The organism is Knoellia sp. S7-12, assembly GCF_040518285.1.
GTDB lineage: Bacteria > Actinomycetota > Actinomycetes > Actinomycetales > Dermatophilaceae > Knoellia.
In genome coordinates this window covers 3,669,348-3,689,735 of record NZ_CP155449.1, presented here as the reverse complement: position 1 = coordinate 3,689,735, position 20,388 = coordinate 3,669,348, and the positions used below count along the sequence as shown (strand labels likewise).

20 protein-coding genes are annotated in these 20,388 nt (G+C 68.5%); 10 read left to right on the top strand and 10 right to left on the bottom strand.

From position 1 onward, the window contains the following. The first annotated feature begins 98 nt into the window (after window positions 1-98). Entirely contained in the window at window positions 99-794 is a 696-nt protein-coding gene (locus V6K52_RS17830; protein WP_353951458.1) for an LppX_LprAFG lipoprotein, read from the top strand. Beyond that, entirely contained in the window at window positions 763-2,406 is a 1,644-nt protein-coding gene (locus V6K52_RS17825) for an MFS transporter (RefSeq protein ID WP_353951457.1), read from the top strand. The genes V6K52_RS17830 and V6K52_RS17825 overlap by 32 nt, the downstream gene beginning before the upstream one ends. A gap of 488 nt (window positions 2,407-2,894) precedes the next feature. Here the strand turns inward: V6K52_RS17825 and V6K52_RS17820 are convergent, their stop codons facing one another. Continuing rightward, the gene (locus V6K52_RS17820; RefSeq protein WP_353951456.1) at window positions 2,895-3,428 is read right to left on the bottom strand and encodes a hypothetical protein; all 534 of its coding nucleotides are present in this window, start codon (window positions 3,426-3,428) and stop codon (window positions 2,895-2,897) included. Window positions 3,429-3,572: 144 nt separating this feature from the next. Between V6K52_RS17820 and V6K52_RS17815 the strand changes: the two genes are divergently transcribed. Genes V6K52_RS17815 through V6K52_RS17805 form a run of 3 tightly spaced genes read left to right on the top strand, consistent with a single transcriptional unit; the run spans window position 3,573 to window position 6,604 of the window. After that, window positions 3,573-4,103, top strand: coding sequence for a sigma-70 family RNA polymerase sigma factor (locus V6K52_RS17815; protein WP_353951455.1), 531 nt, complete (start codon window positions 3,573-3,575; stop codon window positions 4,101-4,103). After that, window positions 4,100-4,732 carry a hypothetical protein gene (locus V6K52_RS17810; RefSeq protein ID WP_353951454.1) on the top strand — a complete coding sequence of 211 codons (633 nt, stop codon included), beginning with the start codon at window positions 4,100-4,102 and terminating at the stop codon, window positions 4,730-4,732. The genes V6K52_RS17815 and V6K52_RS17810 overlap by 4 nt, the downstream gene beginning before the upstream one ends. Window positions 4,733-4,759: 27 nt before the next feature. Next, a complete protein-coding gene (locus V6K52_RS17805) occupies window positions 4,760-6,604 on the top strand; it encodes a hypothetical protein (RefSeq protein WP_353951453.1) in 1,845 nt (614 codons plus the stop codon). A gap of 1 nt (window position 6,605) precedes the next feature. Here the strand turns inward: V6K52_RS17805 and V6K52_RS17800 are convergent, their stop codons facing one another. Both V6K52_RS17800 and V6K52_RS17795 read right to left on the bottom strand, forming a co-directional pair. Next, window positions 6,606-7,478, bottom strand: coding sequence for an alpha/beta hydrolase (locus V6K52_RS17800; protein WP_353951452.1), 873 nt, complete (start codon window positions 7,476-7,478; stop codon window positions 6,606-6,608). After that, window positions 7,475-8,263: an exodeoxyribonuclease III gene (locus V6K52_RS17795; protein WP_353951451.1), complete on the bottom strand. Its 789-nt coding sequence runs from the start codon at window positions 8,261-8,263 to the stop codon at window positions 7,475-7,477. The genes V6K52_RS17800 and V6K52_RS17795 overlap by 4 nt, the downstream gene beginning before the upstream one ends. Window positions 8,264-8,309: 46 nt before the next feature. Between V6K52_RS17795 and V6K52_RS17790 the strand changes: the two genes are divergently transcribed. After that, window positions 8,310-9,080, top strand: a complete 771-nt coding sequence (locus tag V6K52_RS17790) for an SDR family oxidoreductase (protein ID WP_353951450.1) — start codon at window positions 8,310-8,312, stop codon at window positions 9,078-9,080. Between the two features lie 10 nt (window positions 9,081-9,090). Here the strand turns inward: V6K52_RS17790 and V6K52_RS17785 are convergent, their stop codons facing one another. Genes V6K52_RS17785 through V6K52_RS17760 form a run of 6 tightly spaced genes read right to left on the bottom strand, consistent with a single transcriptional unit; the run spans window position 9,091 to window position 16,884 of the window. Then, the gene (locus V6K52_RS17785) at window positions 9,091-10,017 is read right to left on the bottom strand and encodes a sugar kinase (RefSeq protein WP_353951449.1); all 927 of its coding nucleotides are present in this window, start codon (window positions 10,015-10,017) and stop codon (window positions 9,091-9,093) included. Then, window positions 10,014-11,117 (bottom strand): glycoside hydrolase family 88 protein, encoded by a 1,104-nt coding sequence (locus V6K52_RS17780; protein ID WP_353951448.1) that lies wholly within the window; start codon window positions 11,115-11,117, stop codon window positions 10,014-10,016. Before V6K52_RS17780 ends, V6K52_RS17785 begins: the two co-directional genes overlap by 4 nt. Further along, window positions 11,107-13,794: a hypothetical protein gene (locus tag V6K52_RS17775; RefSeq protein WP_353951447.1), complete on the bottom strand. Its 2,688-nt coding sequence runs from the start codon at window positions 13,792-13,794 to the stop codon at window positions 11,107-11,109. The genes V6K52_RS17780 and V6K52_RS17775 overlap by 11 nt, the downstream gene beginning before the upstream one ends. Then, window positions 13,791-14,669, bottom strand: coding sequence for a carbohydrate ABC transporter permease (locus V6K52_RS17770; protein ID WP_353951446.1), 879 nt, complete (start codon window positions 14,667-14,669; stop codon window positions 13,791-13,793). Before V6K52_RS17770 ends, V6K52_RS17775 begins: the two co-directional genes overlap by 4 nt. Further along, window positions 14,666-15,583, bottom strand: a complete 918-nt coding sequence (locus tag V6K52_RS17765; RefSeq protein ID WP_353951445.1) for a sugar ABC transporter permease — start codon at window positions 15,581-15,583, stop codon at window positions 14,666-14,668. The genes V6K52_RS17770 and V6K52_RS17765 overlap by 4 nt, the downstream gene beginning before the upstream one ends. Then, on the bottom strand, window positions 15,580-16,884 hold the full coding sequence (locus V6K52_RS17760; RefSeq protein WP_353951444.1) for an extracellular solute-binding protein: 1,305 nt from the start codon (window positions 16,882-16,884) through the stop codon (window positions 15,580-15,582). The genes V6K52_RS17765 and V6K52_RS17760 overlap by 4 nt, the downstream gene beginning before the upstream one ends. Before the next feature lie 143 nt (window positions 16,885-17,027). On the opposite strand from V6K52_RS17760, the gene kduI reads away from it, so the two are divergent. Genes kduI through eda form a run of 4 tightly spaced genes read left to right on the top strand, consistent with a single transcriptional unit; the run spans window position 17,028 to window position 20,015 of the window. Beyond that, window positions 17,028-17,852 (top strand): 5-dehydro-4-deoxy-D-glucuronate isomerase, encoded by an 825-nt coding sequence (kduI, locus tag V6K52_RS17755; protein WP_353951443.1) that lies wholly within the window; start codon window positions 17,028-17,030, stop codon window positions 17,850-17,852. Next, the gene (locus tag V6K52_RS17750) at window positions 17,849-18,637 is read left to right on the top strand and encodes an SDR family oxidoreductase (RefSeq protein ID WP_353951442.1); all 789 of its coding nucleotides are present in this window, start codon (window positions 17,849-17,851) and stop codon (window positions 18,635-18,637) included. The genes kduI and V6K52_RS17750 overlap by 4 nt, the downstream gene beginning before the upstream one ends. Continuing rightward, window positions 18,634-19,398: an IclR family transcriptional regulator gene (locus V6K52_RS17745; protein WP_353951441.1), complete on the top strand. Its 765-nt coding sequence runs from the start codon at window positions 18,634-18,636 to the stop codon at window positions 19,396-19,398. The genes V6K52_RS17750 and V6K52_RS17745 overlap by 4 nt, the downstream gene beginning before the upstream one ends. Next, complete coding sequence (gene eda / locus V6K52_RS17740) at window positions 19,395-20,015, top strand: bifunctional 4-hydroxy-2-oxoglutarate aldolase/2-dehydro-3-deoxy-phosphogluconate aldolase (RefSeq protein WP_353951440.1); 621 nt, start codon at window positions 19,395-19,397, stop codon at window positions 20,013-20,015. Before V6K52_RS17745 ends, eda begins: the two co-directional genes overlap by 4 nt. Here the strand turns inward: eda and V6K52_RS17735 are convergent. Continuing rightward, window positions 20,012-20,377, bottom strand: coding sequence for a cupin domain-containing protein (locus V6K52_RS17735; protein WP_353951439.1), 366 nt, complete (start codon window positions 20,375-20,377; stop codon window positions 20,012-20,014). The genes eda and V6K52_RS17735 overlap by 4 nt on opposite strands. Window positions 20,378-20,388 lie beyond the last annotated feature (11 nt).

The window sequence follows — 20,388 nt, the reverse complement described above, 5'->3', positions numbered from 1 at the left end:
CGCGCCCACATGAGGGAACTCTCACTCGACCGGGCTGCGTCGCCGCGCTGGGTCGACCACGGGGTGAGCGCAGTCGAGCGGCCAGTAGGCTGGCTGACATGCGACGACGTGCTCTGCTGGCCGGTGTGGCCGCCGCCTCCCTCGTGCTCCTCGGGGGATGCTCCGGTGGGGGCGAGCCGGCCGCCGAGGCCGACCCCAAAGCGGAGCTCGCGGCCGCCAAGAAGGTGTTCGACGAGGCCAAGTTCGTCGGCCTCACGCTCTCGAGCAAGGACGTGCCCCAGACCAAGAACGGCGTCACCGGAGCCCTCGGGACGGGTGCGATCAGCGCGACCGAGCCGAAGTTCAAGGGCACCGTCACCGCGACGATCAAGGGCGTGGGCGGCTCGGCCGAGGTCATCACGATCGGCGACGCCGCATACATGAAGTTCTTCACCCCGACCTACAACCCGGCCGATCTCGCGGACCTCGGCGCACCGAACCCGTCGAACTTCTTCGACCCGGCCGAGGGCATCTCCCAGCTGCTCGTCGAGACCGGCAACCCGACGGCCGGCGACAAGATCCGCGACGGTGCGACGGTCCTCCAGCAATACAAGGGCACGCTCCCGGGCTCACGGATCAAGTCCCTGTTCAACCTCGGTGACGGCGCAGGCGAGTTCACGGTCACCTACGGCATCGCCGAGGGCGACAAACTCCAGCTTGCCGAGGTGACCGGGCCGTTCTTTGCGGGCTCGACGTCCACCTACACATTGCGACTCAAGAACTATGGGGCCGCGGTTGAGATCACTCGCCCCTAGGGCGCTCCTCGCGACGGCGTCCGTCGCGGTGGCTCTCGCCGCCGCCGACACCTATGTGGTCGTGCTCGCCCTCACCGACATGATGTCCGGCGTGGGCATCGGCATCGACGCCCTGCAGCGTGCGACGCCAATCGTCTCGGGCTTCCTCCTGGGCTACATCGCGGTGCTGCCGCTCATCGGGCGACTCGCGGACCTCACTGAGAGACAACGGGTCCTGCTCGGCTGTCTCGCGATCTTCATCGTCGGCTCGGCCATCACCGCGCTCGCGGTCGAGCTGCCGGTGTTGGTTGCCGGCCGTGTCATCCAGGGCATCGGTGGTGGTGGCCTCGTGCCGGCGACCCTGGCGATCGTCGCGCAGCTGTGGGATCGCGACCGCCGCGGGACCCCGCTCGGTGTGGTGGGCGCCGTGCAGGAGCTCGGCTCCGTCGTGGGACCGGTGCTCGGTGCGGCGGTGCTCGCGGTCGCGGACTGGCGCGCGATCTTCTGGCTCAACGCCGTGCTCGGTCTCGTGCTTGCCGGGGTGGTGGTCGTCGTCGGTGGGGGTATGCCGTCCCGCCCCCGAGCGTTGCCCGTGGCCGTCTCGCTCGTGGCCGGTGTCGTCGGCTGGTTGGCGCTGGCGGCTCCTGAGTCTCTGGTGACCGGAGTGACCTTGGGCGTGCCCTTCGTTCCGTTCGGCTCGTCAACATCACGCTTGGCGACACCCATCGGTGTGGTTGCCCTGGTGCTCGTCGCTGCTGCGGTCGCGTTGTGGGTCCGGGGCGCGTGGCCGATCCTGCGTCGGGCGGACCTGCTCGGCGCGTTGCTGCTCGGTGGGGCCCTGGGTTGCATCGTCCTGACCTTTGCCGCGGCCAATCCCGAGAAGGAGATCGTGGGTCCACTCGGGTTCGCGCTCCTGCCGGTGGCTGCATTCCTGGCCGGCCTCTATCTGCTCCACCACCGCCGTGCGGATCAGCCACTCGTGCCGCGTGGTGTCGTCGTCGGACGCGCACGGTGGGCCCTGCTCGTGAGCCTGTGCGTCGGCATCGCCCTCGTTGCGGTCATCGTCGACGTGCCTCTGCTGGCCCGCCTCGTCCACACCGAGAGCGAGACCGTCGCGGCTTTCGTCCTCGTGCGCTTCCTCATCGCCGTGCCGGTGGGTGCACTGCTGGGTGGTTGGTCTCTGAGGTGGCTCGGCGACGGCCTGGTGAGTGGGGTCGGGCTGGCGCTCGCCGCCCTGGGTCTCCTCGTCATGTCGACGTGGGGGCGTGGGTCGTTGGCCGAGTTCTCGTCGACTCTCGTGCTCGCGCTCGTTGGCCTGGGCATCGGTCTGGCCCTCGCACCGGTCAACAATGCTGCGCTCGCCGACTCACCCGACGACGCCCACGGCACGGCGAGTGCCCTCGTCGTCGTCGCCCGGATGATCGGGATGGTTGTCGGGCTGGCTCTGCTCACGGCGATCGGTTTGCACCAGTACTACGCCGCCGTTGCCGCCCTGCCGGACCAGACCGACGGTCAGGCCCTGCTCGACGCCGCGGTGGTCCAGGTCGAGTGGGTCTTCCGTGGAGCCGCGATCGCCGCCGCGGTCGGCGCCGTATCGTCGATCACTCTCGGCCTCACCCGCCGGCGTCCCTGACCGGTCGTCCCGGGACCAGCCGATGAGAGCTGCTCGAAGTCCGGCCGCGACGGCGGCACAACATCCGAGCATGACCACGATCCCGGCCGCTGTCCGTGCCGTGAACGGTTCCCCTGACTGACCGAGCAACGGCTGGAACGCCGCGAGGAAGGCCGTCAGGACGAGAAGTCCCATGACCCGAAGCCACTTGCGCCCGGACATGACCAGCGCCGTCCCGAGGATGCCGGGGATCAGCAGCATCCCTGCACCCGTTGCAAGCAGGGCGGACGGGAGGGCGAGCAGCTTCCACCACTGGGAACGATGCCGCAGCTTGAGGTCATACGCCGCTGCCAGCGACAGTCCGGCGACCGTGAAGAGTCCGACGATGAAGCCCGTCCCCGTCCACGTGAACTCCGGGTCAGCCGTCAGCAGACGCATGAAACCTCGAGCGACGGCGCCGGTCAGCGCCCCGAGGGCGAGACCGGCACCGAGGTGCCGCAGGAAGGCGGTCATCGCCACAACACGGTGAGGCAGGCCAGTCGCGGCCCGGCACCACCAGTCAGGGCGTTGGTTGGCATCGCATGGACGACGACTGACCGGGAGCCACTCTCTGGGACGAACGGAACGCTGGCCGTGCCGGTCCCCGCGCCGTCCAGGACCGTGAAGTCGAGCCAGATCTCGGTGCGGTCGCTGATCTCGGCCGGGGTGATCTCGCCATGCACGTGGGAGTTGTAGTGCCCCATGGCAGCTGCGCCGTCTCCAGCGACGCAGGGGCCGTCGTGGAGGTGGGCGCCGAAGGTCTGGCCCTCTGCGGCCGCGCCGATGCCCTTGACCGTGAGGACGGTGTGGCTGGCTTGCGCCGACTCGACGATCTGGACCCGGGCACGGGCGCCGTCGAACGGGCCCGCAGCCGCCGGGGCAAGGTCGCTGAGAAGTCCGGCCGTGCGGATGAGAGGACCGCCAAGCGCCAGCGCGGGGGCGGCTGTCAGGAGGACGATCGCGGTAGCAGCAACAGCAGTTCGGGTGTGCGAGGAGGTGAGCATCGGGTGTCCTTTCGCCGAGGTCGACGAAGCGCCGACACCCATGCAGACGCACCTCCAGCGCCGTCGGGTGACAGCGCGAACGCCCCTGAAATACATGGGTTTTGGGGTCACCCGAAACCCACTGTTGGGACGTCTGTCAGAGCGATGGAGACCGTTGCCGAGCCCGTCCTCGAGCCGATCGACATCGGGGCGAGCCCCGACGTCCTCGGGCTGTTTGCCGTGGAAGCGGCGTCGCTCACCCGACTGGCCCGCTTCTATCTCGACGACCGCACCGCGGCCGAGGATCTGGTGCAGGAGGCGTTCATCCGACTCTCGCGCTCAGCGGGACGGATCCGACAACGTGGCAACGCGGCGGCATACCTCCGCTCGATCGTCATCAACCTGGCGCGCGATCACAACCGTCGCGGTCTGGTCTCGCTGCGGCACCGGCCCTCGGCCATGCCGGACTCGCCATCAGCAGAGGAGGACGCGACGACCCGGGCGGAGCGACAGGAAGTCATCGAAGCGCTGCGCACCTTGCCGCGCCGACAGCGGGACTGCGTCACGCTCCGCTACTACCTTGATCTGTCCATTGCGGACATCGCCATGACCCTCGGCCTGTCGACGAACACCGTCAAGACCCATTTGCAACGCGGGCTCGCCAGCCTCGCCCAGACCCTGGAGAGGAACCGATGAGCGACCTCGAATACCGACTCGCCCGCGCCTTGACGGACTATCCGATTGAGCCGTCTTCGGACCTGTTCGAACGGGTCGTCGACAGCATCGAGGCGGATCGCGTGCGGCGACGCTCGATGCTGCGGTGGTCCCTCGTGGGACTGCTCGCCCTCGTCCTGGCCATCACGGCCGTCCTCACCCTGACCCCCCGAGTGAACGGAGCCCTCGCCATGCCCTGGTGGATTCTCGAAGTTGCCACCAATCTGGTCCTCGCTGCCATCGCGCTGTGGCTCGGACCCTTCATCAAGAGGTTCGGTCGGGCCTATGCGGCGGACGTCTTCCACGACAACCCGCAGACCGGCAAGAGCTACATCGTCCTCACCGACATCGTCTACTACCTGATCTTCACCGCCTACATCCTGTTCTCGGTGAAGGTGGCACCCGACCGGGACTGGGCCGATGTCACGCCGATCACCAACGTCACGGCCGGGCAGGTCACCTACGAGCTGTCCCGGATCGGCGGGATCCTGCTCATCATCGGCATCCTCCACGGTTTGAACATCGTCCTCATGCCCGTCCTCGGTCGGTTGTTCTCCCTCAACCGGAGATTTCCCGATCCCTCCGCTGGGGACCGCGCTACCCGCGCGTAACTTCGCGGCCCGGCCTAGGTTGGGTCCATGCCTTCGACCTCGCGCTCACGCGCGGCCCGTGTCCTTGCCCTCTCGACCGTCGCCGTGTGCGGTGTCGGACTCGGGGGTGGGGCGGCCCGTGCTGCCGACCCGACGGCCATGACGCCCATCGGTGGTGGCTACACGCTCGAGACGTTGCAGGGCTTCGGCCGTGCGGCGGCCAACGGGGCGACCGGTCCGACCGTCGACATCGTCGTGGTCCCCTCGTCCTACGGTGACGCCCCCGCCGATCGCGAGGAGAACCTCGTCCTCGCGCAGCAGCGCACCGACGAGGTCGACGCGGCCTGCGACGCCGTTGTCACCAATCCGTTCATCGGGTGCACCACCGTTCTCGCGCCGCTGCTCACCAGGGCTGACGCCGACGACCCCGCCAACTCGGCGATGATCACCGACCAGACAGATGGCTTCTTCATCCTCGGAGGCGACCAGGGCCTGGCGATGTCGATCCTCGCGGACTCGCCGGCCGAGACGGCGATGGCGGCAGCGTTCGAGCGAGGAGCTGCCGTGGGCGGCACGAGCGCCGGAGCGGCAGTCGAGTCGCGCACGATGATCAACGGCTACGTCGGCGACCTCGGACCGTGGGACGGCCTGCGACAGGGGAGCTCGATCATCTGGTGGGGCGACGACGCCGACCGCGAGCGGGGCCTGAGCTTCGGCTCTGACCGGGCGATCTATGACCAGCACTTCTATCAGCGCGGGCGCTTCGGACGGTTGCTGTCGACGCTCGCGACCTCGGACGCGCGCTTCGGCGGCGTGAGCAAGGTCGGCGTCGGGGTCGACTACGCCACCGGCATCCACAACACCGCTGACACGACCCTGTCCGAGACTTTCGGCGCCACCTCCGCCGCAGTCCTCGACCTCGAGTCGCTGTCGTCCCCGATCGCCTGGGTCGGCCCCAACAAGGTGCTCTCGACCCGCAACGTCGTCACGCACCTGCTGCCCCCGGACGACGGTGGACCCACGGCATACAACCTCGCTACGCGGACGGTGACCCGCGCGGGAGCCCCCGTGGCCACCCCGACCCCGACCGCAGCGACCGGTCCGACCGTCCCCGGGGCGACGGGCACGGTCCATCTCGGCGGTGACGTCGTGGGCGGTGACTCGACCACCGTCGTGAGTCAGGTCGTCACGGACGCCAAGGCGGCCGTGGCCGGGGGAGCGCAGGCACGGATCGTCGTGCTGGCGGCCTCGTCCAAGGACAAGAAGGCGGTCAGGGCCTACACCGACGCGCTCAAGGCGGCCGGCTGGACCGGCGGCACCGAGGTGGTCGAGCAGGGCAAGAAGTCGCCGGTGGCCGTGGACGGGGCGGCCGGCGTCGTCCTCGTCGGTGAGACCCCGGCGAGTGTTGCGACGGCGCTCGCCGATGTGGCGTTCGCCGACATGGTGCGTTCGGCGGTGCTCACGGCACCGGTCGTCCTTGCCGACCGTCACCTCACTGCTGGCCTCGGCACCTGGTTCTCGACGAAGGCGGACCCGACAGCGATGAACTACGAGGACGAGGGCATCGCCAACTTCCGCACCGGCGATGGTGCGTGGCAGCGCGGACTCGGCCTCGTGACAGGCTCGCTCGTCCCGTCGCTCACCCTGGACTATCGCTGGGGCAAGCTCTATGACGTGGGCCAGCTCGAGCCGACGCAGATCGCCTGGGGCGTCAGTGAAGACACGGCGGTGCGGATTGCACCCGGTGCTGCTGCGACGGTCGTCGGTGACGGCTCGGTCGTCGCCCTTGACCCGCGGGCGGCGCAGTTCTGGACCGGTCCCAACGGCGCGATCGGTGCGGTCAACGTCCTGCTCAACACATTCGGTGCGGGCGAGGCCCTCACGCTCGGCTGAGTCAGCGCTGGTCGACCAGCCCGATGATTGCGTCGGCCACGACGTCGGTCGCCTCGTGCGTGAGCATGTGTCCCTTGCCGGGCAGGACCGTCAACTGCGAGCCGGGTATGCCGTCGTGCAGACTGCGTGCCCACCGGACCGGGGTCAGCCGGTCCTCGGTCCCGACGAGGATGTGCGTGGGGATCTGCGCGAACTCGGCCAGCGCCTCGGTCTCGTCGTGGTCGCGGATCGAGGCGAAGTAGCGACCCGTCGTCGCGAGTGACGTCCTGCCCATGAGACGCGTGGTGTCGCGGACGCTGCCCTTGTCGGGGCTCTCGCCGAAGTTGAGGTCGCGCAGGACCCGACCGGGGACGAAGAATCCAGTGCGCAGCAACGGAACTCGCGCCGCAATCGACATCGCGAGAGCCTCGCCCCGGACCTCCGGGCGGCCGTCGATCGAGGCCGTCGTCGAGATGAGGGCCACCCCACGGACACGCTCACGGAAATCGGAACTGTGCGCGCCGGCGTACGCCAGGATCGTCATGCCACCCATGGAGTGGCCGCCGAGCACGAGTGTCCCGGCGGGTGCTGTTGCCGCGATGACGGTGGCGAGGTCGTCGGCCAGTGCCTTGATCGGCTGGGCCTTGACCGAACCCCAGGTGGAGCGTCCATGCCCGCGCTGGTCATAGGTGATGACGCGAACAGCCCTGTGCGACTGGAGTTCTCGCACGAGCGGCTCCCAGCTCTCGCGTGCGAGGGTCCAGCCGTGGGCCAGCACGACGGTAGGTGCGTCCGGGTCCGGCGTGGTTGCCGGGAGGAACTCGGTTGCCGAGAGGTTCCCGCCGTTCGCGGCCGGGATCGACAGGGTGCGTCTGGTCAGGGTCGTGCTACTCATGCGTTCTCCACCTCGATGACGACGGGAGCATGATCACTCGCGCCCTTGCCCTTGCGTTCCTCGCGGTCGATCGCTGCGCCGCGCACCCGCTGGGCGAGCGGGTCCGAGGCGAGGATGAAGTCGATCCGCATGCCGCGCCGCTTCTGGAAGGCGAGGCGCTGGTAGTCCCAGTAGGTGAAGGTGCCCGGCTCCGACGTGTGGGGACGGACGACGTCGCTGACGCCGGCGTCGAGCACGGCTTGGAAGGCGGCGCGCTCGGGCGGGCTGACGTGGCTCTTGTCGAGGTAGTACTCCATCGACCAGACGTCCTCGTCCTGCGGTGCGATGTTCCAGTCACCCATGAGGGCGAACGGCGTGCCCTCAGCGGCCCAGGCGGCGGTGTGGACGCGGAGTTGCTCGAGCCAGGCCAGCTTGTAGTGCATGTGGGGGTCATCGAGGGCGCGCCCGTTGGGGACATAGAGCGACCAGAGGCGGATGCCGTTGCACGTGGCGCCGATCGCGCGCGCCTCCGCAACGGCTGGCTCACCCCAGTGGGGTGGGTCCGGGAAGCCGTGGCTCACGTCGTCGAGACCCACACGGGACACGATCGCGACGCCGTTCCACTGGCTCAGACCGTGGTGCGCCACGGCATACCCCATGGCTTCGAAGCGATCATGCGGGAACTGGTCCTCGCGGCACTTCGTCTCCTGGATTGCCAGGACGTCGACGTCGGTGCGTTGCAGCCACGCCTCGACACGGTCGATGCGTGAGCGGATGGAGTTGACGTTCCAGGTGGCGATGCGCACCACCTCACCCTACCCACGGGTAGGCGCAGTGCTTAAGGTCTGTGACATGACCACCGCACTTGTCACCGGCGCCACCGCCGGCATCGGCCGCGAATTCGCCCTTCAGCTCGCCGCCCGTGGCGACGACCTCGTCCTCGTCGCCCGCGACGTGGCGCGTCTCGAGGCCTTGGCCGAGGAGTTGAGAACTGCTCACGGCGTGGACGTGGAGGTGCTCGGCGCCGACCTCAGCGCCCGGGACCAACTGGGGAAGGTGGCCGACCGGGTCGCGTCCACTGACAGGCCCGTGGACATCCTCGTCAACAACGCCGGCTACTCCCTCAAGAAGCGGTTTCTCGACAACGACGTCGCCGCCGAAGAGGCCGTGTTCGATGTCCTCACTCGGGCGGTGCTCGTGCTCTCCCACGCCGCGGGGAAGGCCATGCGGGTGCGGGATCGCGGCGCGATCGTCAACGTGTCGTCCGTGGCGTCGTTCATGGCGGCCGGCCCCTACAGCGCCAACAAGTCGTTCGTGACCGTCTTCAGCGAGGGGCTGGCGGCAGAGCTCGCCGGGAGCGGAGTGACGGTGACGGCGCTCTGCCCCGGCTTCACCCACACGGAGTTCCACCAGCGCGCCGACGTCGACATGTCCAAGATGCCCGAGTTCATGTGGCTCGACGCGCCGCGACTCGTCCGCGATGCCCTCGCCGACGTCGGCAAGGGCAAGGTCGTGTCCGTGCCGGGCCGCCGGTACAAGGCGATCGTCACGGCCCTGCGGATCCTCCCGCGCCCGCTCGTCCGTCGGCAGTCGCGCGGAGCCCACCGCCCCAGCCCGGCCTGACGAAGTCGGCTCAGCCAAGGATCTCTCGGATCTGGGCGTAGGCCTCGGCGTCCGCCGAACCCTGGTCACCCGTCTCCGAGATGACGTGCGCGGCGAGGACGTGGCCGGCCTGCATCGACGCTCCCGGACCGTGCCCCAACAGTCGTGAGGCGAGGTATGCCGCGGCGAAGGCATCGCCGGCGCCGACCAGTTCCACGACGATCACCGGCACGGGCTCGCTCGTCGACCACGCCCCGTCAACCCAGACCGACGCCGGGTGGGCACCGTCCTTGACGACGATCTCGCCAACGTCGGGCAGGAGCTTGCGGATCGCGTCAGGCGTCTGCGCTCCCCACACCTCTGTGGCCTCGTCCAGCCCGACCAGCACGATGTCGCAGCGGCGCGCGATCCTGAGCAGAACCTCGCCCGCCGAACCGGACGGCCAAAGGGCAGGGCGATGGTTGACATCGAACGAGACCGTCCAGGTCCGCTCAGGAGAGGTCAGCGACTCAAGCCGCGCGAGGAAGTCATCCGACACTGCTGCCGCCACGCCGGTGACATGGACGTGCCCGACCGAGGCAAGGTCCTCGGTCGTGAGCGGCCAGGCGCCGGCAGCGGCCGAACCGTCGCGGTAGTAGTGCACGCTGCTGCCGTCGCCAGCCTCGCCAGCAGTTTGCTTGAAGTAGACGCCAGTGGGCCGATCCTCCACTGCGTGCAGTGCACGGTCATCGACCCCCTCGGCGACGAAGGCGCTGCGGATGCGCTCGCCGAACGGATCCGCCCCCAGCGCACCGGCGAAGCGCACATCCAGACCGAGCCGGGCGAGGTGGAGCGCGACGTTGAGCTCGGCGCCAGCCACCCCGATCGACAGCTCATGAGCCGTGACAAGGTCCTCGCCACAGTGTGGCGTCAGCACGACGAGCGGCTCACCACAGCACAGGATCGTCGGAGGAGTCATCGCACGGACTCTCCACGGGCCAGCGCGTCGCCCGCTGCGGCGAGGGCGAGCAGGAGGAGCCCTTGGCCCCAGGGCTGGGGTCGGTCGTCGCGAATCACGCTGTAGCCAAAGGGAATCAGCTGGAGAACGGTCCCGGCGCTGACCCTGGTGAGCACCCCGTCGTCGACCTGTCCGACGACGCCGCGCAGCGCGAGCCAACCCGGCGCGGCATAGCGGTCGGTGCCAAGCAGCGGAACCGAGCGGAGCATCGCGGCCGCGATCCCCGCTGCGGCCGAGGACTCGATGATCCCCGCGGTCTCGGGGTGTCCGTCCACGAGGACGTCCCAGATCCCGTGCTCAGGCTGGACGCGGGCCAACGCCGACAGCTGTTCGTCCAGTCGACGCCTGAGCTCATCGCGCGAGTCGGGGTCGACGAGGTCACGGTCGACCTCGAGAGCCTCCACCAGGGCCAGGGCAGCCCACGCGTTGGCCCGTCCCCAGTGGCAGGGGATGGCCTGACCGTGGTGTGATCCGTGGACAAAGAGGCCGTTGTCGGCCTGCAGCACCTCGGCGTGGGCGAGCACCTGTGCCACGCCCTCGGCGACGAGGTCACCGTCGCGGCGCTGCTCGCCGAGACGCAGGAGGAACGCTCCGACCATGACCATCGTGTCGGCCCACACCCCACCCGGCCAGTGCTCGATCGCGCCGGTGGCGTCGCGGGTCACCTCGGGCCGACGGGTCCACTTCTCGAGGCGATCCAGGGCGGGCAGGTATGCCGTCCGTTCGGCGTGCGTGATCAGGTGGACTGCCGCTGCGCCGGGGGCAACCTCGTTGACGTGGTCGAGGAGTGCGGTGGGGTCGGCCGAAGGGTCGGCGAGGTGGGTGTCATACCAGTCGAGCACCGCCGGGGGCACGGGATCGTGGAAGGCCTCGGCAGCGCGGACGAGCCCAAGGAGGCAGACACCCTCCCCCCAGAACCATCGGCGCAGCCCGAGTCGCCACGTGGCTGCCGCGACCTCGTGCGCCACCCGGTGGAGATTGAGGGGAGTCGTCGCCTCGACCGCCCATGCCGGTCGGGGCGGGGCCGCCAGGCGGGCGTTGTCCGTGTCGTCAGCCGCCATGTGATCCACCGTCAATGCCGCTCGCAGGAGTCAGGCGTCGTCCGGCAACGGGGTCGATCTCGAGCCGCTCGTCACCCCAGACGACGCGCACGCGGTCGGTCGCGGCCGCCACTGTCGTGGCCGGGTTCGCGATGTGGGGCGCAACGACGGGGAGCCCGGCCTCCACGTCGACAGGCCGGTCGTCGACGAGGAACGGACCGGTCCAGGCGAGCTCGAGCGTGGGCGAGCTGCTGGGTTGCACCAGCACGCCACTGTCCTCGATCCGCCAGGTGAGGTCGGGCAGCGACGAGACGAACTCGTTGAGTCCGGCGAACTTGCCCGTGTGGGCGTGCACCGCGACGAGCAGCGGAGCCTCGCGGGGGACCCAGCGCTGCCACGCCTCGTCACCCGACGTCGTCGGGGCGAACCCGCCGGGTGAAGCGACCGCGACGAGCCCGTCGGCCTTGCGTCCGACGAGCCAGTCGCCCTGCTCCTGCCACTCGTCGAAGCGGGCTGCGGGGAACCACAGATGCACCCGCTCTGCGAGCTCGTCCCCACGGTGCAGCGCGATGACGGTGCGATCGTGCTGACGGACGCGAGGGAGGACCCGGTGCCCGACCCAGCCGCTCGGCCGGGTGTGCGAGCCGTGGTTTGCCGCAGCAGGGTTCGTCGCCCACACCTGCAGCGAGCCGGGGAGGGTGATGCCCCAGATGTGCTCCTGCAGACCGGGCAGACCCACGCGGTAGTCCTGCACCGACGACACCATCCCGCCTGGACCGCGACGGACAACGACCGTCGAGGCATAGCTGCGCGTGAGCAGGTCGCGCTCCATCGCATATTCGCCGCGGTAGTGCTGGGTGCCGGTCCACTCGTTTTCGGGTTCGGAAGCGATCGCCCGGATCGCCTCGGGGAGAACGTATGCCGTGCTCGTCGCCAGGGCGGTGGCCGGCAGCGTCGCCTCGTTGAGGGCGCCCATTCCCCAGAAGAGCCACATGATCGACGCGGTCTCCTCGAGACAGGAGGCCCGGAGGGTGGGGGTGTAGCTGCGGCCGTGGGCCGACCCGTGGTTCCCTCGCCACGAGTTGCTGGCCAGGGTGAGCAGGATCTTGTCGAGGAGGGCTTCGGCGCGACGTCGCAGGTCCTCGTCGGCGGCATGGTCGACGAGCGCGACGAGGGCGAGCGCATCGATGGCCAGGTAGGCGTTGGAGTCGAACTCGCTGAACCCGGAGGTGAGCTTGCGGTCGATCCAGGCCCGAGCCCGCTCGCGACCGTGGTCGGCGTGCTCGGCGCCGGTCCAGCCGGTGTTGCTGAACTTCTCTTCCGAGAACGCCTCTCCCACAAGGGTTTCGGCGGTGTGCCACACCATCTGGTGGTTCTCGGTGAAATAGCACATGGCGTCATTGCCGGGTTGGTCGATCCAGTACTTGAAGTCGAGCAGGGCCTCGCGAACCGAGGCGCGCGCTGACGGATCCCACTGCGCTTCGGGCACCCGGTGCCACAGGAGCATGAGTCCCACAGCTTCGAAGTCAGCACAGTCCGACCGGCTCGTGATGAAGCCGAGCGCGGCGACCAGGTCCTCGGGGAGGACGGCAACAGCACCGTCGTCGGGCGCGAGTGTGTGGCGGGCGAGGGCTCGAGCCGAGCCGCTGCGTCCGCGCACGTGCTCGAGCAGCTCCGTGCGCCAGACCCCGGGCGACCCCTCGGGTTCGTGTCGCTGCTGCCACGGAAGGTGACCGACGAGCAGGTCTCGTCGCGAACGGCATACGTCGTCGTCGATCCGCACAGTGAGCGTGACCTCGCCCGTGCCGAGCATCGAGGCCTGCGAGCTGTCGGCGTCGGCGGCGACGAGCGGGACGTCGGCAGCACCGTTGTCGTCGAAGGTGATCGCCGGGACCGTGTGCTCGCCGACGTCGACCCGCACGCGAAGTCCGGGCGGCCCGTGCAGCGTTGCGACGCCATCGGTCGTCTCCCACTGCCGCACCGTCACGGCATCGAGGAGTCCCTCTCCGACGCTGTCGCGGTGCTCGTCCGCGCCGTCGGAAGGGATGACGACGCGCAGGGGCAGCCCATCGACCCGGACCGAGACGGTCTGACGCACTTCGCGCAGGGCCACGTTCCAGGACGCAATCACGAGGTCGCTCGTCCCCGAGGGCAGGAGGGTCTCGACGACCTGAGTCCACGGCTGCATGTAGCCGAATTCCGTGTGGTCGAGCACGAGCTCACCGCGCAGCCACACCCGCAGCGGGCCGGTGCTCTGCACGATCAGGCGACGCACCTCGGGCTGGTCGACCTCGAGCCGGGTCGCCGCCACGAACGCGCGCTCGGTCGGGGTGTAGCGGAATGTGCTCCGCTCGATGACTCCGTCGTATGCCGTCCGGTGTCGTTCCCAGGTCCCAGCCAGTTCCTCGCCGGGCACGAACGGTGAGGGCCACGTGAAGCCAACCCCTTCGGCCCCGTCCAGGGTCGGAGGTGACGGCGGCACGGCAGGGGAGCGGACGGCATACAGGGCGTCCTTGACGACAGCGACGTCCGGGCCGTTCGTGAGTCTCCACCGACCGGGTCGGCCGTCCTCGTCCCACGGCGAACCGTCGGGCGACACGACGTCATCGAGGCTCGTGCACGGCGCCTCCCACACGGGTCCGACGAGCCAGTCGAGGATCACGCCATCGGGTCCGAGGCGGTGGATGGTGCGAGTCACTTGAGTCCCGTCTGGGCGATTCCGGTGAGGATGTGGCGCTGGAGCACGAGGAAGATGATGACGACGGGAAGGATCGTCAGCACCGACATGGCGAGCACGAGGTTGAACGGCACGACCTGCTGACCGTTGAAGCGGGCCAGGGCGACGGGCAGCGTGTAGACGCTCTCGTCCTGGGCGATGATCAGCGGCCAGAGGAAGTCGTTCCAGCGCCAGATGATCGAGAAGATCGCGACGACCGCAAGGGCCGGACGACACAGCGGCATCATGATCCGCCAGAAGATCCGCCACTCCGAGGCGCCGTCGATCCGGGCCGCCTCGATGAGGTCGTCGGGGATCGTCAGCATGTATTGCCGCAGGAGGAACACACCGGTCGGCGTCGCGGCCGGCGGGATGATGAGACCCCAGAGGCTGTTGACGAGACCGAGGTTCGCGACGACCTGGTAGACCGGCAGCAGGATGACCTGCAACGGGATCATGATCGTGGCGAGGGTGAGGAGGAAGAGCGCGTTGCGTCCTCGGAAGTTGTACTTGGAGAGTGCAAACGCCGCCATCGAGTTGATGAACAGGGTGAGGGCAGTCGCAGCGACGGTGACGATGACGCTGTTCTTGAAGTACGTGAGGAAGTTGAAGCTCGTGAGTGCCTCGGTGTAGTTCGCGAACGTCGGGTCCCTGGGGATGATCGTCGGCGGACGCTGCGCCAGCTCGGAGGTGTCCTTGAAGGACGACAACACGGCCCAGGCCACCGGGATGAGCATGATGATCGCGCCCGTGATGAGCAGGGTCGTGCGGATGATCGTGCCCGTGCTGGGTGCGCTGCGGACTCCTGTGCGGACAGGGGTCGGCGTCGTGGATGCGGTCTCGGTCGCGGTGCTCACACCGCCTCCTGACGTCGGCCGAGCAGGTAGTTGAGCAGCGTGATCCCGAAGATCGTGATGAAGAGGATGACGCCGGCAGCACTCGCCAGTCCGTAGCGGATCGGCGACTCGAAGGCCTGTTCGTAGATGTATTGGACGATGAGGGTCGTTGACCCCGTGGGCCCACCACCGGTGAGCGTGTAGATGAAGTCGAAGGCCTGGAACCCGGCGATCGTCGACAGGATGAGGACGACGAGCATCGTGGGTCGCAGCAGCGGCAGGGTGATGAGGCGGATCGTCTGCCCGGTGCCGGCCCCGTCGAGCGTCGCTGCTTCATAGACGTTGCCGTCGATGCCCTGCAGTCCGGACAGCAGGATCAGCGCATAGAAGCCGAGGTGGGTCCAGACCCCGACAAGCACGGTGCACGTCATGGCGAGGGTGGGGTCGATGAGCCAGCCTGGCTGGCCGAGACCGATCGCGTCAGTGATGGTGTTGACGAGCCCGACCCTGCGCTCGAGCGCCCAGCCCCAGATGAGGCCGACGACGACGGGGGAGAGCAGGACAGGCAGGAAGTATGCCGCCCGCAGGACTCCGCGACCGCGTTGCTGGGCGTTGAGCATGAGAGCCAGAGCGGTCGACAGCACCATCGTCACCACGACGAAGGCGATGACGAAGATCGCGGTGTGGCGGACCACTCCCCAGAACTCGGCGTCACCGAGGATCTGCTTGTAGTTCCCGGTGCCGACGGGCTCGAACGTCCGACCGTTGCGGCTGTCGAAGAAGGAGATGTTGAAGCCGTTGATCGCCGGATAGATTGTGAAGATCGCGAAGACGATCATGTTGGGGGCGACGAAGAGATAGGGCGCCCAGCGAGACCTGGACCGCATGCGGGTGGGGCCGGGTGACGCCCCACCCTCCGCGGTGGCCGTGCTCACTTGCTCTCGGCGATGACCTTGTCGATCCCCGCCTTCAGGTTCTTGGCGGTCGTGGCAGCGTCCTGCTGCCCGGCCACGGCCTTGGCGAACTCCTCGACGAGCACCGTCGCGGAGGGGCCGAAGGCCGGCGAGGCCACGGCGTCGAACGTGTCCGCGGGGGTCTCGGCGACGTCTGCCGCGAACACCTCCATGTCGGCCTGACGCGTCGGGTAGGTCACGCCCTTGGACTCGATGAGGTCGTTGCGGGTCGGCAGCCACATCGACTCGGCGTCCATCGTGGCCTGCGACTCCTTGGAGTTGAGGAACTGGACGAGCGCGGCCGCCATCTGCGGCTCCTTGGACTGGCTCAGACCGACGGTGTACTTGCCGCCGGGGAAGCCGCCGCAACGCTCGGAACAGGCGTTGGGTACGGCCTGCCAGCCGAACTTCGCCGTTTTGTCGAACTGGGCGACCTGCCAGTTGCCGGAGATGTAGATCGGGGCCTGCTGCGCGAGGAAGATCTCGTTGGCGCCCTTGTACTTGCTGCCGGACTCGATCCAGAAGTCCTTGGGGATCGTGCCGTCCTTGATGAGGGTGAGCAGGCTGTCGATCGCCTTGGTCGCCTTGGCCTCGTCGAGGGTGTTGGTCATGTCCTTGCCGACCATCGTCGTGCCGTACTGGCTGAGGATCGTCGAGAGGCGGTGTCCGGACTTGTCGATCGCGATGCCGGCCTCGGTCTTGTTGGCGGTCTGGACCTTCTTGGCCGCCGCGACCATCTCGTCCCAGTTCCACTTAGTGGGGATGGGGACACCGGCCTTCTTGAAGAGGTCGACGTTGACGAACGGACCGTTCATCGTGAGGTCGTTGGGGACCGCGACGATCTTGTCGCCGTCCTTGACCGCCGCCGCAGGGCCGGCAAGGAACTCGTTGGCGTAGTCCTTGCCGACGACTCCGGAGAGGTCCATGAGGTCGCCGCGGAAGGGCGCGAGGTCGGCTAGGCGTGCGACGTCAGGGGCGTTGCCGCCTGAGAGGCGTGCCTGCAGCGACTGCTGGAGGTCGGCAAACGGGACGATCTGCAGGTCCACCTTGCCGCCGGACTTGGTCTCGAATTCCTTGAGCAGACCTCGGGTCGCGGCTTCGTCGGGACCGTCGGTGAAGTAGAGGTAGGTGATCGTCTTGCCCTTGAACGTGCTGAGGTCGACTGAGCCGGAGGCAGTGGGGCCTGCCGCGCCGGGGGAGTCGGATTCAGTGCTGCCGGGGGCGCAGGCCGCGAGGGCGGCGATGCTCACTGCCGCCAGGCCGGTGATGAGGGTCGAACGCATCGGGTGTCTCCTGTGCTGTGCGCGGGCCGTCCGCCGGAGGGCTCTGGCGGCGACGTTGCCGTTGGTGCATAGTGGTTCCATATTCAGCGTCAAGGGAAGTCATTTCCGCTGGACGGGAAGAATCCACGAAAACAGGAGCGCTCATGACCGACGTCCGCATCGCCACCCACCCGGCGGAATTCGTCCGACTCACCCCCGACGAGATGCGTGAGCGCTTCCTCGTGGAGGGGCTGTTCGTCGATGGCGAGGTCCGCTGGATGCTCAGCCAGAGCGACCGAATCCTCCTCGGCGGTGCGCTCCCGGGCAGCGGCTCACTCGTCCTCGAGGCTCCGCACGAGATCCGTTCCAAGGGGACGCTCACCGACCGCCGGGAGCTCGGCGTCGTGTGTCTCGACGGCTCAGGTTCGGTGGCCGTCGATGGTGGTGAGACGTATGCCGTGGAGGCCGAGGACATCGTCTACATCGGTTCTGGCAGTGGGCAGGTCACGCTTTCCGGCGACGCGGCGTTCTATCTCGTGAGTGCCCCGGCGCACCTCGCACACCCCTCGACCCTCATCCGCAAGGCCGACTCGCAGGCGGTCGAGATCGGCGACGAAGAGAAGGCCAGCCGGCGCACCCTGCGCAAGTACGTCCACGACCAGGGCGTCGCGTCGTGCGAGCTCGCTCTCGGCATCACGACGATCGAGCCGGGCAACGTCTGGAACACCATGCCCTGCCACACCCACGACCGACGGACCGAGTGCTACCTCTACTTCGGGCTCCCCGAGGGTGAGCGGGTCATCCACATCGCCGGTCAGCCTGGGCAGACCAAGAGCATGGTCGTTGCGGACCGACAGGCGATCATCTCGCCGCCGTGGTCGGTCCACTTCGGCGCGGGAACCTCGTCGTACAAGTTCGTCTGGTCGACCGCCGGTGAGAACCTCGCCTACGACGACATGGACCCGGTGGCGATGACGGACCTGCGATGATTTCCGAGGCAGCCGGCTCGAGCTGGCTTCAGCAGCATTTCGGGCTCGCCGGGAAGACGGCTCTCGTCACGGGTGCCCGCACCGGCATCGGTCGGGCCTGCGCCCTCGCCCTGGCCTCTGCGGGCGCGGACGTCGTGCTGTGGGGGAGATCCGAGGGCGACTGTGATGAGGTCGCGGCAGAGGTGGAAGCGTTGGGGCGCAGGGCTTTTGGCGTTGCTGCCGACTTCGCTGATCGCGACGCCGTGCAGGCCCTGGCCACCCGCGTGGCCGCTGAGCACCAGATCGACATCCTCGTCAACAACGCCGGCACGATCCGGCGGACACCTGCCGCACAGATGTCACTCGAGGACTGGGATTTCGTGCGCGTCGTCAACCTTGACTCGGTGTGGATCCTCACCCAGACCCTCGGTGCCGCGATGGTGTCGCGTGGCGATGGCGCCGTGGTCACGATCGCGTCGCTCCTCACCTTCCAGGGTGGGGTCAACGTCCCGGGGTATGCCGCGACGAAGCATGCCGTCGCTGGTCTCACCAAGGCGTTCGCGAACGAATGGGCCGCCTCGGGTGTGCGCGTCAATGCGGTTGCCCCGGGCTACGTCGAGACCAACAACACCGAAGCACTGAGGGCCGACGAGGAGCGCTTCGAGTCGATCTCGGCGCGCATCCCGGCGGGACGGTGGGCGACTCCCGGCGACATCGCGCCCGCCGTCGTCTATCTCGCCAGCCCTGCTGCGGCCTACGTTCATGGTCACGTCCTGACGGTCGACGGCGGATGGATGGCGCGATGACGCAGCTGTCCGCGTTGCAGAAGGCCATTGCCGTGGTGGAGGCGTTGGCACACGAGCGCCGCCTCAGCGACATCGCGCGCCACACGAGCCTGCCTGTCTCGACCGTGCACCGGATCCTGCAGGAACTCGTGGCGGTGGGGTGGGCGCGTGAGGAGGAGGGGCGCACCTACGCGATGGGCGCGCGCCTCCTCTCGTTGCCATCACGGTCGACCGGCACCGACGACCTCGCCCGCCTCGCGCGACCGCAACTGCGGCAGCTCTGCGAGGCAAGTGGTCGCACGGTGCACTTCGCGGTCCTCGACGCGGACCAGCTCGTCTATCTCGACAAGCACGAGGGGACCCGCGCGTATTCGATGAAGTCCCGCATCGGGATGACGCTTCCGTTGCACTGCACCGCAATTGGCAAGGCCGTGCTCGCGCAGATGGCTGATGCCGACGTGCGTCAGCTCGCAGTGCGAACAGGCCTTCCAGCCGTCACCACACGAACGATGACCGATGTGAGCGCACTGCTGCGTCACCTCGCCATGGTGCGCAAGCGGGCGTATGCCGTGGACGACGAGGAGAACGAGCCGCACACCCGGTGCGTCGGTGCGGCCGTGGTCAACCATCGTGGCGAACCGATTGGGGGCGTGTCGGTGTCGTCGTTGGCGTTCGACGTCACCGGGGCCGAGGTCGAGCAGCTCGGGTCGATGGTCGCGGCCACCGCCGCCGCGATCTCGACGATCCTCGGAAGCCCCGATATCGAAGTGGTCGCCGGATGAGCGGGTCGCCGCTGGACGTCTCGCCGGTGATCCCGGTGGTGCAGCTGCCACCCGACGTCGATCCCGGGGCGACCGGCGTGGAGATTGCTCGAGCGCTGATCGTCGGCGGCATCTCGATCATCGAGGTGACGCTGCGGACAGAAGGCGCGGCCGACGCGATCCGGGCCATCCGTGACCAGGTGCCCGAGATGCTCGTCGGCGCCGGCAGCGTCCTCGATCAGGCGGGGCTCGACTCGTCACTCGCCGCCGGAGCCCAGTTCGTGGTGACGCCCGGGACGTCTCGGGCCCTGCGGGCCGCGCTCGCTGAGGTCGATGTCCCCGTGCTGCCGGGTGCGGGCTCCGTGAGCGAAGTCCTCGAGCTCAGGGACGCCGGGTTCACCGAGGTCAAGGTCTTCCCGGCGGAGCCGCTGGGTGGACCTGCGTTTCTTAAGGCCCTGCTGGCACCGGTTCGCGATGTCCGTGTCTGCCCGACGGGAGGGATCACGCAAGCCAGCGCACCGGCATACCTCTCGATCGAGAACGTGCCGTGTGTGGGTGGTTCGTGGCTCACTCCACCCGCCCTCGTCCGCGCAGCGGACTGGTCGGCCATCACCGCCCTCGCGCGAGCCAGCCTCTAGTCGAGCAGCGTGGTGTCCTGCGTCGCAGTGCGCTCCCCGCCCGCGCTACCGGTGTTGGCCACGCCCGCGGGCTCGATGAGCATGGCGCTCACGTCACCATCGGTGACGGGGCAGTGCTCGACACATCGCGGCACGACATACAACTGACCGGGCCCGAGGGTGACGTCCCCATCTCGCAACTGAATGGTGAGGTGGCCGGCGATGACGAGGAAGAGCTCATCGGTGTCGTCGTGCGTGTGCCAGACGAACTCACCCTTGAGCTTCACCAGCTTGATCTCGTAGTCGTTGAGTCGCGCCACGACCTTGGGTGACCAGTGGTCGGAGAAGAGTGCGAGCTTGTCTGCGATGTCGACGACGGGCATGCCGCCAGCCT

Coding starts and splice junctions, on each gene's coding strand:
- V6K52_RS17830 (WP_353951458.1), top strand. CDS start 99: ATGCGACGACGTGCTCTGCTGGCCGGTGTGGCCGCCGCCTCCCTCGTG.
- V6K52_RS17825 (WP_353951457.1), top strand. CDS start 763: ATGGGGCCGCGGTTGAGATCACTCGCCCCTAGGGCGCTCCTCGCGACG.
- V6K52_RS17820 (WP_353951456.1), bottom strand. CDS start 3,428: ATGCTCACCTCCTCGCACACCCGAACTGCTGTTGCTGCTACCGCGATC.
- V6K52_RS17815 (WP_353951455.1), top strand. CDS start 3,573: ATGGAGACCGTTGCCGAGCCCGTCCTCGAGCCGATCGACATCGGGGCG.
- V6K52_RS17810 (WP_353951454.1), top strand. CDS start 4,100: ATGAGCGACCTCGAATACCGACTCGCCCGCGCCTTGACGGACTATCCG.
- V6K52_RS17805 (WP_353951453.1), top strand. CDS start 4,760: ATGCCTTCGACCTCGCGCTCACGCGCGGCCCGTGTCCTTGCCCTCTCG.
- V6K52_RS17800 (WP_353951452.1), bottom strand. CDS start 7,478: ATGAGTAGCACGACCCTGACCAGACGCACCCTGTCGATCCCGGCCGCG.
- V6K52_RS17790 (WP_353951450.1), top strand. CDS start 8,310: ATGACCACCGCACTTGTCACCGGCGCCACCGCCGGCATCGGCCGCGAA.
- V6K52_RS17785 (WP_353951449.1), bottom strand. CDS start 10,017: ATGACTCCTCCGACGATCCTGTGCTGTGGTGAGCCGCTCGTCGTGCTG.
- V6K52_RS17780 (WP_353951448.1), bottom strand. CDS start 11,117: ATGGCGGCTGACGACACGGACAACGCCCGCCTGGCGGCCCCGCCCCGA.
- V6K52_RS17760 (WP_353951444.1), bottom strand. CDS start 16,884: ATGCGTTCGACCCTCATCACCGGCCTGGCGGCAGTGAGCATCGCCGCC.
- kduI (WP_353951443.1), top strand. CDS start 17,028: ATGACCGACGTCCGCATCGCCACCCACCCGGCGGAATTCGTCCGACTC.
- V6K52_RS17750 (WP_353951442.1), top strand. CDS start 17,849: ATGATTTCCGAGGCAGCCGGCTCGAGCTGGCTTCAGCAGCATTTCGGG.
- V6K52_RS17745 (WP_353951441.1), top strand. CDS start 18,634: ATGACGCAGCTGTCCGCGTTGCAGAAGGCCATTGCCGTGGTGGAGGCG.
- eda (WP_353951440.1), top strand. CDS start 19,395: ATGAGCGGGTCGCCGCTGGACGTCTCGCCGGTGATCCCGGTGGTGCAG.
- V6K52_RS17735 (WP_353951439.1), bottom strand. CDS start 20,377: ATGCCCGTCGTCGACATCGCAGACAAGCTCGCACTCTTCTCCGACCAC.